Source organism: Enterobacter sichuanensis, assembly GCF_002939185.1.
Classification (GTDB): domain Bacteria; phylum Pseudomonadota; class Gammaproteobacteria; order Enterobacterales; family Enterobacteriaceae; genus Enterobacter; species Enterobacter sichuanensis.
Map to the genome: position 1 here is coordinate 1 of NZ_POVL01000046.1, position 15,107 is coordinate 15,107.

Here is a 15,107-nt window from a genome sequence, read left to right on the forward strand (position 1 = left end):
TGGGCTGTTTGTGAAGTGATTCACATCCGCCGTGTCGATGGAGGCGCATTATAGGGATCCCAATTTTTAGCACAAGTGTTTTTTAGATCTTTTTTTCCGACTGCTGATTTTCCGTGCTTTTCGCTGAAATCCCACCCGATTTGTTTAAATATTGACGTATTTTGCCTTGTCTCGATCCCATAATATGATCACCGTCTTGTGTATAGCGCTCATCCTTAGAGGTAGATATGCCCGCAGTATTACGCCCTTATAAAGATCTGTTCCCCCAAAAAGGCGATCGCGTGATGATCGACGCCAGCAGCGTGGTCATTGGTGATGTCCGAATGGCCGACGACGTCAGCATCTGGCCGCTTGTCGCCATCAGGGGAGATGTAAACTATGTATCTATTGGCGCCCGTACCAATATTCAGGACGGTAGCGTTCTGCATGTCACGCACAAATCCTCTTATAACCCGGAAGGCAATCCACTCATCATTGGCGAAGATGTTACCGTCGGCCATAAAGTGATGCTTCACGGCTGCACTGTCGGAAATCGGGTGCTTGTTGGCATGGGATCGATTCTGCTGGATGGCGTCATAGTAGAAGATGACGTAATGATTGGTGCCGGTAGCCTTGTCCCGCAGAACAAACGACTGGAGAGCGGCTATCTCTATCTGGGAAGCCCGGTAAAACAGATCCGCCCCCTTAAGGAGGCAGAGATCGAAGGATTAAAATACTCAGCGAACAACTACGTAAAATGGAAGAATGACTACCTGAATCAGGACAACCAAACCCAGCCCTGATCGTCTTCCTGCTGTTCGCGGATTAAATCGCTGGCTTCCTCTTCCAGATCCCAGCGATTTTCACAAAATACGGCTATCGGGTCCGCACCGCCAAAACGACGCAACAGCGTATCCCCCAAAATGGCGCAGGTAAGTTGCATCCCCTGTACCAGCACCGGGAAACAGACCGCTTGTTTACCCTCATCCCAGAACTCCCGGTCCGGAAAGTGAATGGCCTGATTCACGCCGATAACTCCTGCTTTAGCTTTTCAATCACCGGCTCAACTGCAGGCAACACGCCATGCCAGAGCAGCACCGCATGCGCGGCCTGACCCACCAGCATTCCCAGCCCATCGGCGATATGCTTCGCGCCGTGTTGTTCACACCAGTTCAGGAAAGGCGTCTTCCCTTTCTGATAGAACATGTCATAGAAGTACATATGCGCGTTTACCAGCGAAGCGGGGATGGCCGGGATCTCGCCGTTGATACCGCTGGAGGTGGCATTGATAATAAGATCGAACTCACGATCGGCAAGATCATCAAGCGCTACCGCACTCACGCTACCGGTATGTGCAAACAATGCCGCCAGCGCTTCTGCCCGGGAAAAGGTCCTGTTGGTAATGGTCACCGCACAGTCCAGGGAAAGCAGAGGCAACAGGACTCCCCGCGATGCGCCCCCCGCACCAATCAGCAGGATCCGAAATCCCGGTTTGATAAACGAGAGTCTTTCCAGATCGCTTAGTAAACCAATTCCGTCAGTGTTTTCACCCAGAAGGCGCCCATCCTCAAGCCGTTTCAGGGTATTTACTGCCCCAGCAAGTGAAGCGCGCTCGGTCAGCTCATCCGCACGTTCGAAGGCTTCCTCTTTAAAAGGAACGGTCACATTCGCGCCTTTACCGCCCGCGGCGAAAAAAGCCTCCAGTGTTGGAATAAATGTATCCACCGGGGCCAGTACGCGGCCATAGGGATGATCTATCTGCAGCTGCTCCGCAAATTGCTGATGGATCCACGGCGACTTACTGTGTGCAATCGGGTTACCAAAAACAGCATAGGTTTCCATGAGATTACCCCTGGCGAAAACGTTCGCCGGTCAAAGCGTCACGAATTTCGGACGGATTCAGGCGCCCTCCCGTTTCACCGACAGCAACAGGAAAGTCATTTCCGAACTGCGCCAGTACTTCTTCGGTTGTCCGACAGGGTGGCAACCCGGTCAGGTTGGCGCTGGTTGAAACCAGCGGTTTACCAAATGCCAGGCAAAGCTCTACCACCAGCGGATGATCAGTGACGCGGACGGCGAGGGAATCAAAGCGTCCGGTTAACCAGCGCGGCGTTGTCGGCTGCGCCGGGAAGACAAAGGTCACTGGCCCAGGCCACGCGGAGAAGATCGTCTCGCGCTGCGCCGGCGTCAGCATAGAGTCATCGATATAGGGTTTAAGCTGCTCATAATTCGCAGCGATTAAAATCAGCCCTTTCTCGACGGGTCTTTGTTTTAAGGTAAGCAGGCGGCTCACAGCCGTCTCGCTGTCGGGATCGCAACCGACCCCAAAAACAGCTTCAGTTGGATAGGCGATGACGTCTTCGTTTTTCAGGACATCCACCATATGCGCAATGGAGCCTGATTGCAGGTTATTATTCACTGTTTTTATCCGCCGAAACCGGCTTTCCACATTGTTTACTGGCGCAGAAGCGTTTCATACCTTGCGCCGTTTTCTTCTCGAAAAGTAGCGGATAATTGCAATATGTGCAGATGCCCGCTACCGGTTTGAAATTGATAACGAACTGGCATTCAGGGTAGCGATCGCAGGAATGGAAGGTCTTCCCAAAGCGAGAACGACGTTGTACCAGTTGTCCGCGCTGGCATTGAGGACAGGCAATAGCCGTTTCATCCGGCTTATCAATTTGCTCTGTGTGTTCACATTCCGGATAACGGCTACATCCAATAAACATGCCGAAACGCCCCTGACGGAGCGCAAGTTCGCCGCCGCAGAGAGGGCAAAGCTGACCCTCCAGAATTTTAACGATATGTCCATCCGCCTGGCTTTTCAGAGGACGAACATAATCACATTCCGGATAGTGGGAACAACCGAGAAACGGGCCGTGTTTCCCGGACCGAATAACAAGTTCAGCCCCGCACTGCGGGCAGGGCTCATTTTTATGCACCGTGAACAGTGCTGATTTGGCCATAACAACTCTTGGTGCTGCGCATTGAATTAGTGCAGCATACCTTCATTCACTTCAAAGAGTAATTCTTCCATTTGCTGATAGGCATTTTCACAGCCCGGGATATTAAACAGAACCATCAGGATCACCCACTTGAGATCTTCCAGTTCAAATTCTGCCGTATCCAGCGCCATGACGCGCTCTATCACCATTTCTCTCGTTTCGAGGTTTAACACCTGAATCTGCTCAAGGAATAAAATGAACCCCCGGCAGCTGGCGTCCAGCCTTTCACACTCTTCAGCGGTATAGATGCGTACGGACAGTGGGTCAGAAGCAAGCTGCATCGGTTCGGCAAGGCCTTCCTGATAATCAGCCAGTTTTTCCAGCCACATCAACGCATTATAGATGTCTTCCCGCTCAAACCCCGCATCGGTAAGATCCTGTGTCAACTTGTCCTGATCCACTCGCATTTCTGCTTCGTTATGGATGTAAGTCTCAAACAAATACATCAGTACGTCGAACATGGCATGCCCTCCTTAATCGGACATAGCCGCCGGGTACAGCTGCGATCCACCCTGCTAACTCCAGTTCGAGTAGCTGTGCTACCGTTACTGGCACAGGTTGGCCGGCACGTTCAGCGACAACGTCAACAGGTGTTACCTCATCTCCTACGTTAGCCAGGAGCTTGGGAAATGGCAATGCCACCTTTCCCTGATCTGATGAATAATGTCGCTTTTCGGGATCTTCCTGCAGCCATTGCAAGCCATATTGCAAATTTTCAAGAATGTCCCCTACTTCCGTTACCGGTGTTGCCCCTTGTTTAATCAGCCAGTGTGGCCCTTCACAGCCGGGGTTACCTATCGGGCCGGGCAAGGCAAAAACGTCCCTTCCCTGTTCAAGCGCGCACCGTGCCGTCACCAGCGACCCGCTGCGGCGTGCCGCTTCAACCACCAGCACGCCCTGACTCAGCCCGCTGATAATCCGATTACGACGCGGAAAGTTTGCCGGTCTGGGCAGCGCCGAAAGGGGAAATTCAGAGACAATCGCGCCGTCAGATTCGATAAGCCGCATCGCCAGTGCCTGATGCCGGCGCGGATAAATGCTAAAAAGACCGTTTCCCAGCACGGCGACACTTCGGCCTTTTACTGACAGGGCTGCGCTGTGGGCAACGCCGTCAATCCCGCAGGCCAGCCCGCTGGTGATCGTGAGCCCGCTTTGTGAAAGTTGTTCGCACAGGATTTTCCCCCATCGCTCGCCGTACCATGACGGTGCACGGCTCCCGACGACCGCCAGCTGCACAGTATTAAGCGTCTCGGGATTGCCTTTCACGAATAGCGCCCCGGGATAATCAGGGATCGCGCGGAGCAAAGGGGGATAAAGTGGATGACTGGCCGTCAATAAATGATGTCCCGGCTGCTCAAGCCACCTCAGGCTACGCTCCAGCTCACTCTCCTCTGGCGCAAAGAACCGTTCAGCCTGCCGGGCTGACAGCCCGGCCTTTCTGACAACGAGCGTATCGATCCTCTCCTGCTGCTGCAGTTGTGAAGCCGCTTCAAGCATGACATCGCCATACAGAGAAGCTGTGTGTATTAGCCGTAGCCATATTTCAGTCGACGTCATCCTTTCCCCTGCCATAAGCGGCCTGCGCAATCATTGCGATTGGTCACTGATGCTGTCAATCGATGGGGGATTTGTCTAGAATAGAAAGAGTATTCTTATCAACTCCTGAACACGACTCTGGAAATTTATGGCAGTTTTGCAAGTGTTACATATTCCGGACGAGCGCCTTCGCATCGTCGCTGAACCGGTCAAAGAAGTGAATGCAGAAATCCAGCGTATCGTTGATGATATGTTCGATACCATGTACGCCGAAGAAGGCATTGGTCTGGCGGCAACGCAGGTGAACATTCACAAGCGTATTATCGTGATCGACGTTTCTGAGAATCGCGATGGTCGTCTGGTGCTGATCAACCCAGAGCTGCTTGAAAAGAGCGGCGAGACAGGTATTGAGGAAGGTTGTCTGTCCATTCCCGAACAGCGTGCTTTAGTCCCTCGTGCCGAAAAAGTGAAAATTCGCGCACTGGATCGCGATGGCAATCCGTTCGAACTGGAAGCAGACGATCTGCTGGCGATTTGTATTCAGCATGAGATGGATCACCTGGTCGGTAAACTGTTTATCGATTACCTCTCGCCGCTGAAACAGCAGCGTATTCGTCAGAAAGTAGAGAAACTGGATCGTTTGCGCTCTCGCGCATAACATCCCCCCGGATACAAGGATCACCGTGTCTAAAACACTACGCATTATCTTCGCGGGAACCCCTGACTTTGCAGCGCGTCATCTTGACGCGCTGTTATCTTCTGGTCACCAGATTGTTGGCGTCTTTACCCAGCCGGACCGTCCGGCAGGTCGCGGTAAAAAACTGATGCCGAGCCCGGTAAAGGTACTGGCAGAAGAGCATGGGCTTCCCGTTTTCCAGCCCGCATCGTTACGCCCACAGGAAAATCAGCAGCTTGTTGCTGACCTGAATGCCGACGTGATGGTGGTGGTGGCTTACGGTTTAATTCTGCCAAAAGCTGTGCTTGATATGCCTCGCCTGGGTTGCATCAACGTGCATGGTTCCCTGCTCCCGCGCTGGCGTGGTGCTGCACCTATCCAGCGCGCTCTGTGGGCGGGTGATGCTGAAACGGGCGTCACCATCATGAAGATGGATGTAGGTTTAGACACTGGCGATATGCTGTATAAACTGGCCTGCCCTATTACAGCAGACGATACCAGCGGCACACTGTATGACAAGCTGGCAGAGCTCGGTCCGCAAGGCCTTATCGAGACGCTCCAGCAGCTTGCTGACACCACGGCAAAACCGGAAGTTCAGGATGAGGCGCAGGTGACGTATGCCGAAAAGCTGAGCAAAGAAGAAGCACGGCTCGACTGGTCGCTCTCTGCCGCTCAACTTGAACGCTGCATTCGCGCTTTTAATCCGTGGCCGATGAGCTGGATGGAGATTGATGGGCAGCCGGTAAAAGTCTGGAAAGCCTCCGTCATTAACGGTAATACCACCGCTGAACCCGGTACGATTATTGATGCCAGCAAGAACGGTATCCAGGTGGCGACTGCGCAAGGGATCCTGAATCTCGAATCGCTACAGCCGGCCGGTAAGAAAGCCATGAGCGCTCAGGATCTGTTAAATTCCCGTCGCGAATGGTTTATTCCGGGCAATCGCCTTGCCTGAACAAACTTCTTCTTAAGGCCCGGTGTTTCCGGGCATTTTTATTTCTACGGTTATGAAAAAACACAATCTACGCAGTATGGCGGCTCAGGCCGTTGAGCAGGTTATCGAGCAGGGCCAGTCATTGAGTAATGTCCTGCCTCCACTGCAACAAAAAGTCTCTGATAAAGACAAAGCTCTGCTTCAGGAGCTCTGCTTTGGCGTCCTGCGCACACTCTCTCAACTTGAGTGGTTGATTAATAAGCTAATGTCACGCCCAATGACAGGCAAGCAGCGTACCGTACATTATTTGATTATGGTGGGCTTTTATCAGCTCCTTCATACCCGTATCCCACCTCATGCCGCGCTGGCAGAGACGGTGGAAGGTGCCGTTACAATTAAACGCCCTCAGCTGAAAGGGCTGATCAACGGCGTACTGCGTCAGTTCCAGCGACAGCAGGACGAACTGCTGGCGGAATTTGCCCAGAGCGAAACGCGTTTCCTGCACCCGGAATGGCTGCTGAAGCGCCTGAAAAAAGCCTGGCCACAACAGTGGCAAAATATTGTCGAAGCCAATAATGAACGTCCGCCGATGTGGTTACGTGTGAATCGTAACCATCATTCTCGCGATGCCTGGCTGGCTTTGCTGGAAGAGGCAGGGATGAGCGGCTTTACCCATGATGCTTATCCTGATGCGGTGCGTTTAGCGTCCCCAGCACCCGTACATGCATTACCCGGCTTTGATAAGGGCTGGGTAACAGTACAGGATGCCTCTGCTCAGGGCTGTATGACCTGGCTTGAACCCAAAAATGGTGAACAGATCCTCGATTTGTGCGCTGCACCTGGGGGCAAAACGACGCATATTCTTGAAGTGGCTCCACAGGCCAGCGTGATGGCGGTAGATGTTGATGAACAGCGTCTTTCACGCGTCTATGACAACCTTAAGCGTCTGGGCATGAAGGCACAGGTTAAGCAAGGCGATGGACGTAAACCGGCAGAATGGTGTGGTGAAACACAATTCGATCGCATTTTGCTGGATGCCCCCTGCTCTGCGACCGGCGTTATTCGTCGTCATCCTGACATCAAGTGGTTACGCCGCGACCGTGACATCAAGGAACTTGCCCAACTGCAGTCCGATATTCTCGACGCCATCTGGCCGCATCTTAAACCTGGCGGTACGCTGGTTTATGCAACCTGCTCGATACTTCCGGAAGAAAACAGTCAGCAAATCGCGGCGTTCATCAAACGTACCCCGGACGCGGCACTGCGCGATACGGGAACATCTGAATCTCCGGGTCAGCAGAACCTGCCAGGTGCAGAAGAGGGTGATGGCTTCTTTTACGCTAAGCTAATCAAAGAGTGATGTTGAGAACAGGTCACGGAATATGAAGATTATCATTCTGGGTGCAGGACAGGTTGGCGGGACGCTGGCAGAAAATCTGGTTGGCGAAAATAATGACATCACCATTGTTGATACCAATGGCGATCGCCTGCGCGTTTTACAGGACAAATTTGACCTGCGTGTTGTGCAGGGACATGGTTCGCACCCGCGCGTGCTTCGTGAGGCGGGTGCCGACGATGCCGACATGCTGGTTGCGGTGACCAGTTCTGACGAAACCAATATGGTGGCCTGTCAGGTGGCCTACTCACTTTTCAACACGCCAAACCGAATCGCGCGTATCCGCTCACCGGACTATGTTCGCGATGCGGAAAAACTGTTTAATTCAGAAGCGGTCCCTATTGATCATCTTATCGCGCCAGAACAGCTGGTCATCGACAATATCTATCGTCTGATCGAATATCCAGGCGCTCTGCAGGTGGTCAACTTTGCCGAAGGTAAAGTGAGTCTGGCAGTCGTCAAGGCCTATTACGGTGGGCCACTGATCGGTAATGCGCTTTCCACCATGCGCGAGCATATGCCGCATATCGATACGCGCGTAGCGGCCATCTTCCGCCACGACAGACCTATTCGCCCGCAAGGCTCAACAATTGTCGAGGCTGGTGATGAGGTCTTCTTTATTGCAGCCTCACAGCATATTCGTGCGGTGATGAGTGAGCTTCAGCGGCTGGAAAAACCCTATAAACGCATTATGCTGGTCGGCGGTGGCAATATCGGTGCTGGTCTGGCACATCGACTGGAAAAAGATTACAGCGTGAAGTTGATCGAGCGCGATCAACAGCGTGCTGCTGAACTGGCGGAAAAACTGCAAAATACGATCGTATTTTATGGCGATGCGTCAGATCAGGAGTTGCTGGCTGAAGAGCATATTGATCAAGTTGATCTCTTTATTGCTGTCACCAACGACGACGAGGCGAATATTATGTCCGCCATGCTCGCCAAACGTATGGGTGCCAAAAAGGTCATGGTGCTAATCCAGCGCCGGGCATATGTTGATCTGGTTCAGGGAAGTGTGATTGATATTGCTATTTCTCCTCAGCAGGCGACAATTTCCGCCCTCCTGAGCCATGTTCGTAAAGCGGATATTGTCGGTGTGTCATCGCTTCGTCGCGGCGTAGCGGAAGCCATTGAAGCGGTCGCACACGGAGATGAAACCACATCTCGCGTCGTGGGCCGTTCGATCGACGAAATTAAGCTGCCACCAGGCACTATTATCGGCGCCGTTGTGCGCGGGAATGATGTCATGATTGCCAATGATAATTTACGTATTGAGCAAGGCGATCATGTGATTATGTTCCTGACCGATAAAAAGTTTATTACCGACGTCGAACGTTTGTTCCAGCCAAGTCCATTCTTCCTCTAATGTGTCGGGTGCGTGAAAAAGCGCACCAGCACTTTATCCTCTTCATTTTTGTGCCTTTTATTTTTCATAGCGTTTAATTATCCCGAATGGCAATTAGCTAATCATTTGTTAAACTTATAGTCGTCAGCTGGCACAAGGAGAATAAAATGAGTTTTATTAAAGAATTCCGCGAATTTGCAATGCGCGGGAACGTGGTGGATTTGGCAGTGGGTGTCATTATTGGTGCAGCATTCGGCAAGATTGTTTCATCATTAGTCGCCGACATTATCATGCCACCTTTAGGGTTGTTAATCGGGGGCATTGATTTCAAACAATTCGCTTTCACGCTGCGTGAAGCACAAGGTGATGTTCCGGCAGTCGTGATGCACTACGGCGTATTTATTCAGAACGTATTTGATTTTGTGATCGTCGCATTTGCCATTTTTATGGCTATAAAACTGATCAACAAACTCAACCGTAAAAAAGAAGAGCCGGCAGCAGCGCCTGCACCAACGAAAGAAGAAGTGCTGCTGAGTGAGATTCGCGATCTGTTAAAAGAGCAGAACAACCGCGTTTAATCAACAGCTTAAAGCGGGAAGGCCAGTGGTAAAGAAGCGATTCGCTTGTTTGCCACTGGCCTCCCAGTTACCCCGTTTTGCATGTTTATCTTTGCGCAGATAACTTCCTTTCCCTTTTTTATTCTTCTCAACACGCTGTCTGAATAACGGGTCGTGAAGTAACGCCTCAATGGCATTGTCCTTAATTTGTCCTTTCGTGTGCTGATAGCGGCTCATAATTTCTCCTGAGCATGGTGAATGACGACGGGAGTCTAGACCCGGATGGACTAAAAATCAACAGCCCTCAGTTTCTCCACTGGCACCCTGTTCAAGGGCTTCAAGAATTGAACAATAAATACTGCTGTGGGCCGTACCGCAGCAGGCATCATTCAGCCTCTGCAGAGAACGCTGCATGGTTTGCAGCTCCTGAATGCGCGCTTCAACTTCATCCAGCCGAGCCTGCACAATACTTTTAGATTCCTGACAGGTGTGATGTTCGGGATCGATGCGGATCGATAATAATTCCCGGATCGCGTCCAGCGTAAAGCCGAGCTGACGCGCATAACGAATGAACCGCAGGCGCTGAAGATCGTTATCGGTGTAAAGGCGAAAGCCACCTTCAGTCCGAACTTCATGATCGATCATCTGCTGCTTTTCATAATACCGGATAGTATCCGGCGTGACGTTCGCGAGCTTCGCAAGTTCACCAATGCGGTACATAGCTACTCCTCGTTTATTTTCTGCATCAATCTTTCACTGTATTCACCGCGCAGAAAATCTGTATTTATCCCTGCCTGGCGCAGCTTGAGTTCAAGCAGCGCGAGCCTGCGGCTAAGTTCAGCGTGTCGAGGATCGTCCTGATGGATCCCTTTGAGGAGATCGGCCATTTCGACAGCCTCTCTGCGTTGTTCAAGCTCCGGGGGAAGACAACCTGCATTTTTCAGTAACCGATATCCGGCCCTTAGTTCCGGGGCAATGTGTGAATCATCATCCAGCACAAGTGGTTCGCCGCTTCCCGGAAGATCGTCGAATTCGCCTTTCTTTTGGGCATCGCAAATATGGCGTTCTGCCCACTGGTCAAGCAACCACATTATCAGCTCCAGGGGATGAACAGAATTAATACAAACATTGTAGAGAAGTGGGGGTATCGCGGATATAAAAAAACCCGCCGGAGCGGGTTTTTTTACGTTACTGCAGATTACTCTGCAGCAGCTTCTGCTTTCTCTGAACGATCAACCAGCTCGATGTAAGCCATCGGCGCGTTGTCGCCTGCACGGAAACCACACTTCAGAATACGAGTGTAACCACCGGCACGGCTCGCGAAACGCGGGCCCAGCTCGTTAAACAGTTTTGCCACGATCTCGTTATCACGAGTGCGGGCGAATGCCAGACGACGATTAGCAACGCTGTCAGTCTTGGCAAGAGTAATCAGCGGCTCAACTACGCGACGCAGCTCTTTCGCTTTAGGCAGGGTCGTCTTGATGATTTCATGACGAACCAGTGAACCTGCCATGTTGCGGAACATAGCCTGGCGATGGCTGCTGTTGCGGTTCAGTTGACGACCACTCTTACGATGGCGCATGACCTTATCCTTCTCAGTAAAACCTTAACCTGTGATCCGGTTACTCGTCAGCAATGCTTGCCGGTGGCCAGTTTTCCAGGCGCATGCCCAGAGACAGACCACGTGAAGCCAGCACGTCTTTAATCTCGGTAAGAGATTTTTTACCCAGGTTCGGCGTTTTCAGCAACTCAACCTCGGTACGCTGTACCAGATCACCGATATAGTGGATAGCTTCTGCCTTGAGGCAGTTAGCAGAGCGGACAGTCAATTCGAGATCGTCAACAGGGCGCAGCAGGATCGGATCGAATTCTGGTTTCTCTTCTTTCACTTCCGGCTGACGAACATCACGTAAGTCAACGAAAGCTTCCAGTTGTTCTGCCAGGATGGTTGCCGCACGACGAATCGCCTCTTCAGGATCGATTGTGCCGTTGGTTTCCATTTCGATGACCAGCTTGTCCAGGTCGGTACGCTGTTCTACACGCGCTGCTTCAACATTGTAGGCAATACGCTCTACAGGGCTGTAGCATGCGTCGACCAGCAGACGGCCGATTGGGCGCTCATCTTCTTCCGAATGAATTCGGGCAGAAGCCGGCACATAACCACGACCGCGCTGAACTTTGATACGCATGCTAATAGCTGCGTTCTCATCGGTCAGGTGGCAGATCACGTGCTGCGGCTTGACGATTTCAACATCACCGTCGTGGGTGATGTCGGCTGCAGTCACAGGGCCAATGCCAGATTTATTCAGAGTAAGAATAACTTCATCTTTACCCTGAACTCTCACCGCCAGCCCTTTCAGGTTGAGCAGGATTTCAAGGATATCTTCCTGAACGCCTTCTTTGGTGCTGTACTCATGAAGTACACCATCAATCTCAACCTCGGTCACCGCGCAACCCGGCATCGATGAGAGCAGAATACGGCGCAGTGCGTTACCCAGAGTATGGCCAAAGCCACGCTCTAAAGGCTCAAGGGTCACCTTGGCGTGCGTCGAACTCACTTGCTCGATATCTACCAGGCGCGGTTTTAGAAACTCTGTCACAGAACCCTGCATTGTGTCCTCTCTTTGGTACTAAGCTTTACTTGGAGTAAAGCTCGACGATCAGGTGTTCGTTAATGTCCGCAGACAGATCAGAACGTTCTGGCTGACGCTTGAACGTACCTTCCATCTTGCCAGCATCAACTTCCAGCCAGGTTGGCTTTTCACGCTGCTCAGCCAGCTCCAGAGCGGCCTTCACGCGAGATTGCTTTTTCGCTTTCTCACGAATGCTAACAACGTCATTCGCTTTAACCTGATAAGAAGCGATGTTAACAACACGACCGTTTACCATGATTGCTTTGTGGCTAACCAGCTGACGTGATTCAGCACGAGTAGCGCCGAAGCCCATACGGTATACAACGTTGTCCAGACGACCTTCCAGCAGAGCCAGCAGGTTTTCACCTGTGTTGCCTTTCAGACGTGCTGCTTCTTTATAGTAGTTACGGAACTGACGCTCCAGCACACCGTACATACGGCGAACTTTTTGCTTTTCACGCAACTGCACACCATAGTCAGACAGACGCGGTTTACGCGCACCGTGCTGGCCAGGAGCTTGTTCAATTTTACACTTGGTATCGATCGCGCGAACGCCAGACTTAAGGAATAAGTCGGTGCCCTCACGACGGCTCAGCTTGAGCTTAGGACCCAAATATCTTGCCATTTTCTATCTCCAACTAACCTAAAAAACGAGCGTTATACGCGACGTTTTTTCGGCGGACGACAACCGTTATGAGGGATCGGAGTCACATCAGTAATATTAGTGATGCGGAAACCAGCGGCGTTCAGAGCGCGAACAGTAGATTCACGACCCGGACCCGGACCTTTAACCATAACTTCCAGATTCTTGATGCCGTATTCTTTTACGGCTTCTGCGCAACGCTCTGCTGCAACCTGAGCTGCGAACGGAGTGGATTTGCGAGAACCACGGAAACCGGAACCACCGGCTGTTGCCCAACCCAATGCGTTACCCTGACGATCAGTAATAGTAACGATGGTGTTGTTGAAAGAAGCATGGATATGAGCCACGCCGTCAGAGACTTGTTTTCTTACACGTTTACGTGCACGAACTGGTGCCTTTGCCATTATTCAATCACCCCGATTATTTCTTGATCGGTTTGCGCGGACCCTTACGGGTACGTGCGTTGGTCTTAGTACGCTGACCGCGCACTGGCAGACCACGACGATGACGCAAACCGCGATAGCAACCAAGATCCATCAGGCGCTTGATGCTCATGCTGATTTCACGGCGCAGATCACCTTCAACGACAAATTTGGCAACTTCGTCACGCAGCGTGTCGATTTGTTCTTCAGACAGCTCACTGATCTTAACATCTTCAGCGATACCCGCTGCAGCCAGAATGGCTTTAGAACGGGTCTTGCCGATGCCGTAGATCGAAGTTAATGCGATCACAGCATGTTTCTGATCAGGAATGTTAATGCCTGCTATACGGGCCACTATGCACTCCTACTATTTAATATGTACGCACCATGCTGAAAAGCCCGTTTTCAGGATACTCAAATGGAAACGTACAGACATACAAAAGATTGGCTGGCTAATCTAGCCAGCTCAACCCAACTTTGCAAGAAAAATATGCGAAATAATCAGCCTTGGCGCTGTTTATGCTTCGGCTCGGCACTGCAAATCACACGGATGACACCATCACGCTTAACGATTTTGCAGTTACGGCATAATTTCTTGACGGAAGCACGAACTTTCATTTTTACTCTCCGTAACTTCTCAGGCGACCAATTAGCGGCCGTAGCCTTTCAGGTTCGCCTTCTTCAATGCAGACTCATACTGACTGGACATCATCAGAGTTTGCACTTGAGCCATAAAGTCCATAATCACGACAACAACGATAAGCAGTGAGGTCCCACCGAAGTAGAACGGTACTTTCATTGCATCACGCATGAACTCCGGGATCAGGCAGATAAAAGTAATATAGAGCGCACCAACCAAAGTCAGGCGGGTCATTACTTTATCGATATACTTCGCCGTTTGCTCTCCCGGACGAATTCCTGGTACAAATGCACCGGACTTCTTCAGGTTATCTGCTGTTTCACGCGGGTTGAAGACCAACGCCGTGTAGAAGAAACAGAAGAAGATGATCGCAGACGCATAGAGTAACACATAAAGTGGTTGCCCAGGCTGCAAATACAGCGAAATTGTTGTCAGCCAGTTCCAACCAGTACCGCCCCCGAACCATGACGCGATGGTTGCCGGGAACAGAATAATACTGGAAGCGAAGATCGCCGGGATTACCCCCGCCATATTCACTTTCAGCGGTAAATGTGTGCTCTGTGCAGCATAGACACGACGACCTTGCTGACGCTTAGCGTAGTTCACCACAATGCGGCGTTGACCACGTTCAACGAAGACAACAAAGAACGTCACTGCAAATACTAATACTGCAACCAACAGCAACAGGAGGAAGTGCAGGTCGCCTTGACGCGCTTGCTCGATAGTATGGGCGATGGCTGGCGGGAGACCCGCGACAATACCGGCGAAGATAATGATTGAGATACCGTTACCGATACCACGCTCAGTAATCTGTTCGCCGAGCCACATCAGGAACATTGTCCCTGTGACCAGACTCACAACAGCGGTGAAATAGAATGCAAAGCCTGGGTTTAATACCAGGCCCTGCATACCAGGCATATTCGGAAGACCGGTAGCAATACCGATCGACTGGAATATTGCCAGCACCAGAGTACCGTAACGGGTGTACTGACTAATCTTACGACGTCCAGACTCCCCTTCTTTCTTCAACTCTGCCAGGGCCGGATGAACGACCGTCAGCAGCTGGATAATAATTGATGCCGAAATGTACGGCATAATACCCAGAGCAAAGATAGAAGCACGGCTGAGAGCACCACCAGAGAACATGTTGAACATTTCAATGATGGTGCCTCGCTGTTGCTCAAGCAGTTTGGCAAGTACAGCGGCATCGATACCAGGGATCGGAATAAAAGAGCCAATACGGAACACAATCAGCGCGCCGATAACAAACAGCAGTCTGCGTTTCAGCTCGCCAAATCCACCTTTGGCACTTTGAAAATCTAATCCCGGTTGCTTAGCCATCTG

The 15,107-nt window shown here is 51.4% G+C and carries 22 protein-coding genes; 6 read left to right on the forward strand and 16 right to left on the reverse strand.

What is annotated here, in order from left to right; all coding sequences use genetic code 11:
• The first annotated feature begins 227 nt into the window (after window positions 1–227).
• Complete coding sequence (locus C5687_RS18240) at window positions 228–782, forward strand: gamma carbonic anhydrase family protein (protein WP_025759197.1); 555 nt, start codon at window positions 228–230, stop codon at window positions 780–782.
• Here C5687_RS18240 and C5687_RS18245 read toward each other — a convergent pair.
• From C5687_RS18245 to dprA, 6 genes are read right to left on the reverse strand one after another with little or no spacing between them, the layout of a single operon-like run.
• Window positions 758–1,006 (reverse strand): DUF1488 family protein, encoded by a 249-nt coding sequence (locus C5687_RS18245; protein WP_094919583.1) that lies wholly within the window; start codon window positions 1,004–1,006, stop codon window positions 758–760. The two genes, C5687_RS18240 and C5687_RS18245, sit on opposite strands and share 25 nt — an antisense overlap.
• A complete protein-coding gene (gene aroE / locus C5687_RS18250; RefSeq protein ID WP_104557523.1) occupies window positions 1,003–1,821 on the reverse strand; it encodes a shikimate dehydrogenase in 819 nt (272 codons plus the stop codon). Before aroE ends, C5687_RS18245 begins: the two co-directional genes overlap by 4 nt.
• A 4-nt stretch (window positions 1,822–1,825) precedes the next feature.
• Window positions 1,826–2,398: an L-threonylcarbamoyladenylate synthase type 1 TsaC gene (gene tsaC, locus C5687_RS18255; RefSeq protein WP_025759200.1), complete on the reverse strand. Its 573-nt coding sequence runs from the start codon at window positions 2,396–2,398 to the stop codon at window positions 1,826–1,828.
• Window positions 2,391–2,945, reverse strand: a complete 555-nt coding sequence (locus C5687_RS18260) for a DNA topoisomerase family protein (protein ID WP_104557524.1) — start codon at window positions 2,943–2,945, stop codon at window positions 2,391–2,393. The genes tsaC and C5687_RS18260 overlap by 8 nt, the downstream gene beginning before the upstream one ends.
• 26 nt (window positions 2,946–2,971) lie before the next feature.
• Window positions 2,972–3,445, reverse strand: a complete 474-nt coding sequence (gene smg / locus C5687_RS18265; protein ID WP_008503477.1) for a DUF494 family protein Smg — start codon at window positions 3,443–3,445, stop codon at window positions 2,972–2,974.
• Complete coding sequence (gene dprA, locus C5687_RS18270) at window positions 3,417–4,541, reverse strand: DNA-protecting protein DprA (protein ID WP_095442120.1); 1,125 nt, start codon at window positions 4,539–4,541, stop codon at window positions 3,417–3,419. Before dprA ends, smg begins: the two co-directional genes overlap by 29 nt.
• Window positions 4,542–4,668: 127 nt before the next feature.
• Between dprA and def the strand changes: the two genes are divergently transcribed.
• The 5 genes from def to mscL all read left to right on the forward strand — a co-directional run bounded on the left by def (window position 4,669) and on the right by mscL (window position 9,446).
• The gene (gene def, locus C5687_RS18275) at window positions 4,669–5,178 is read left to right on the forward strand and encodes a peptide deformylase (RefSeq protein WP_025759205.1); all 510 of its coding nucleotides are present in this window, start codon (window positions 4,669–4,671) and stop codon (window positions 5,176–5,178) included.
• A 25-nt stretch (window positions 5,179–5,203) separates the two neighbouring features.
• Complete coding sequence (gene fmt, locus C5687_RS18280) at window positions 5,204–6,151, forward strand: methionyl-tRNA formyltransferase (RefSeq protein WP_045286886.1); 948 nt, start codon at window positions 5,204–5,206, stop codon at window positions 6,149–6,151.
• A 52-nt stretch (window positions 6,152–6,203) separates the two neighbouring features.
• Complete coding sequence (rsmB, locus tag C5687_RS18285; protein WP_094919604.1) at window positions 6,204–7,490, forward strand: 16S rRNA (cytosine(967)-C(5))-methyltransferase RsmB; 1,287 nt, start codon at window positions 6,204–6,206, stop codon at window positions 7,488–7,490.
• A gap of 22 nt (window positions 7,491–7,512) precedes the next feature.
• Window positions 7,513–8,889 (forward strand): Trk system potassium transporter TrkA, encoded by a 1,377-nt coding sequence (gene trkA / locus C5687_RS18290; protein WP_025759209.1) that lies wholly within the window; start codon window positions 7,513–7,515, stop codon window positions 8,887–8,889.
• 146 nt (window positions 8,890–9,035) lie between these two features.
• A complete protein-coding gene (mscL, locus tag C5687_RS18295; RefSeq protein ID WP_025759210.1) occupies window positions 9,036–9,446 on the forward strand; it encodes a large-conductance mechanosensitive channel protein MscL in 411 nt (136 codons plus the stop codon).
• Here mscL and C5687_RS18300 read toward each other — a convergent pair whose 3' ends face one another.
• The 10 genes from C5687_RS18300 to secY all read right to left on the reverse strand — a co-directional run bounded on the left by C5687_RS18300 (window position 9,447) and on the right by secY (window position 15,104).
• Window positions 9,447–9,662, reverse strand: a complete 216-nt coding sequence (locus tag C5687_RS18300; protein WP_045286775.1) for an alternative ribosome-rescue factor A — start codon at window positions 9,660–9,662, stop codon at window positions 9,447–9,449.
• A gap of 57 nt (window positions 9,663–9,719) precedes the next feature.
• The gene (gene zntR, locus C5687_RS18305; protein WP_025759212.1) at window positions 9,720–10,145 is read right to left on the reverse strand and encodes a Zn(2+)-responsive transcriptional regulator; all 426 of its coding nucleotides are present in this window, start codon (window positions 10,143–10,145) and stop codon (window positions 9,720–9,722) included.
• Between the two features lie 2 nt (window positions 10,146–10,147).
• Entirely contained in the window at window positions 10,148–10,516 is a 369-nt protein-coding gene (locus C5687_RS18310; RefSeq protein ID WP_104557525.1) for a DnaJ family domain-containing protein, read from the reverse strand.
• Between the two features lie 107 nt (window positions 10,517–10,623).
• Window positions 10,624–11,007, reverse strand: coding sequence for a 50S ribosomal protein L17 (rplQ, locus tag C5687_RS18315; RefSeq protein ID WP_001216368.1), 384 nt, complete (start codon window positions 11,005–11,007; stop codon window positions 10,624–10,626).
• Window positions 11,008–11,047: 40 nt separating this feature from the next.
• Window positions 11,048–12,037, reverse strand: coding sequence for a DNA-directed RNA polymerase subunit alpha (locus C5687_RS18320; RefSeq protein WP_002919219.1), 990 nt, complete (start codon window positions 12,035–12,037; stop codon window positions 11,048–11,050).
• A gap of 25 nt (window positions 12,038–12,062) precedes the next feature.
• The gene (gene rpsD / locus C5687_RS18325; protein WP_004868345.1) at window positions 12,063–12,683 is read right to left on the reverse strand and encodes a 30S ribosomal protein S4; all 621 of its coding nucleotides are present in this window, start codon (window positions 12,681–12,683) and stop codon (window positions 12,063–12,065) included.
• 32 nt (window positions 12,684–12,715) lie between these two features.
• A complete protein-coding gene (gene rpsK, locus C5687_RS18330) occupies window positions 12,716–13,105 on the reverse strand; it encodes a 30S ribosomal protein S11 (protein ID WP_003863312.1) in 390 nt (129 codons plus the stop codon).
• 16 nt (window positions 13,106–13,121) lie between these two features.
• Entirely contained in the window at window positions 13,122–13,478 is a 357-nt protein-coding gene (gene rpsM, locus C5687_RS18335; RefSeq protein ID WP_008503488.1) for a 30S ribosomal protein S13, read from the reverse strand.
• A gap of 146 nt (window positions 13,479–13,624) precedes the next feature.
• On the reverse strand, window positions 13,625–13,741 hold the full coding sequence (rpmJ, locus tag C5687_RS18340; protein ID WP_000868187.1) for a 50S ribosomal protein L36: 117 nt from the start codon (window positions 13,739–13,741) through the stop codon (window positions 13,625–13,627).
• A gap of 31 nt (window positions 13,742–13,772) precedes the next feature.
• Entirely contained in the window at window positions 13,773–15,104 is a 1,332-nt protein-coding gene (secY, locus tag C5687_RS18345) for a preprotein translocase subunit SecY (protein WP_003863305.1), read from the reverse strand.
• Window positions 15,105–15,107 lie beyond the last annotated feature (3 nt).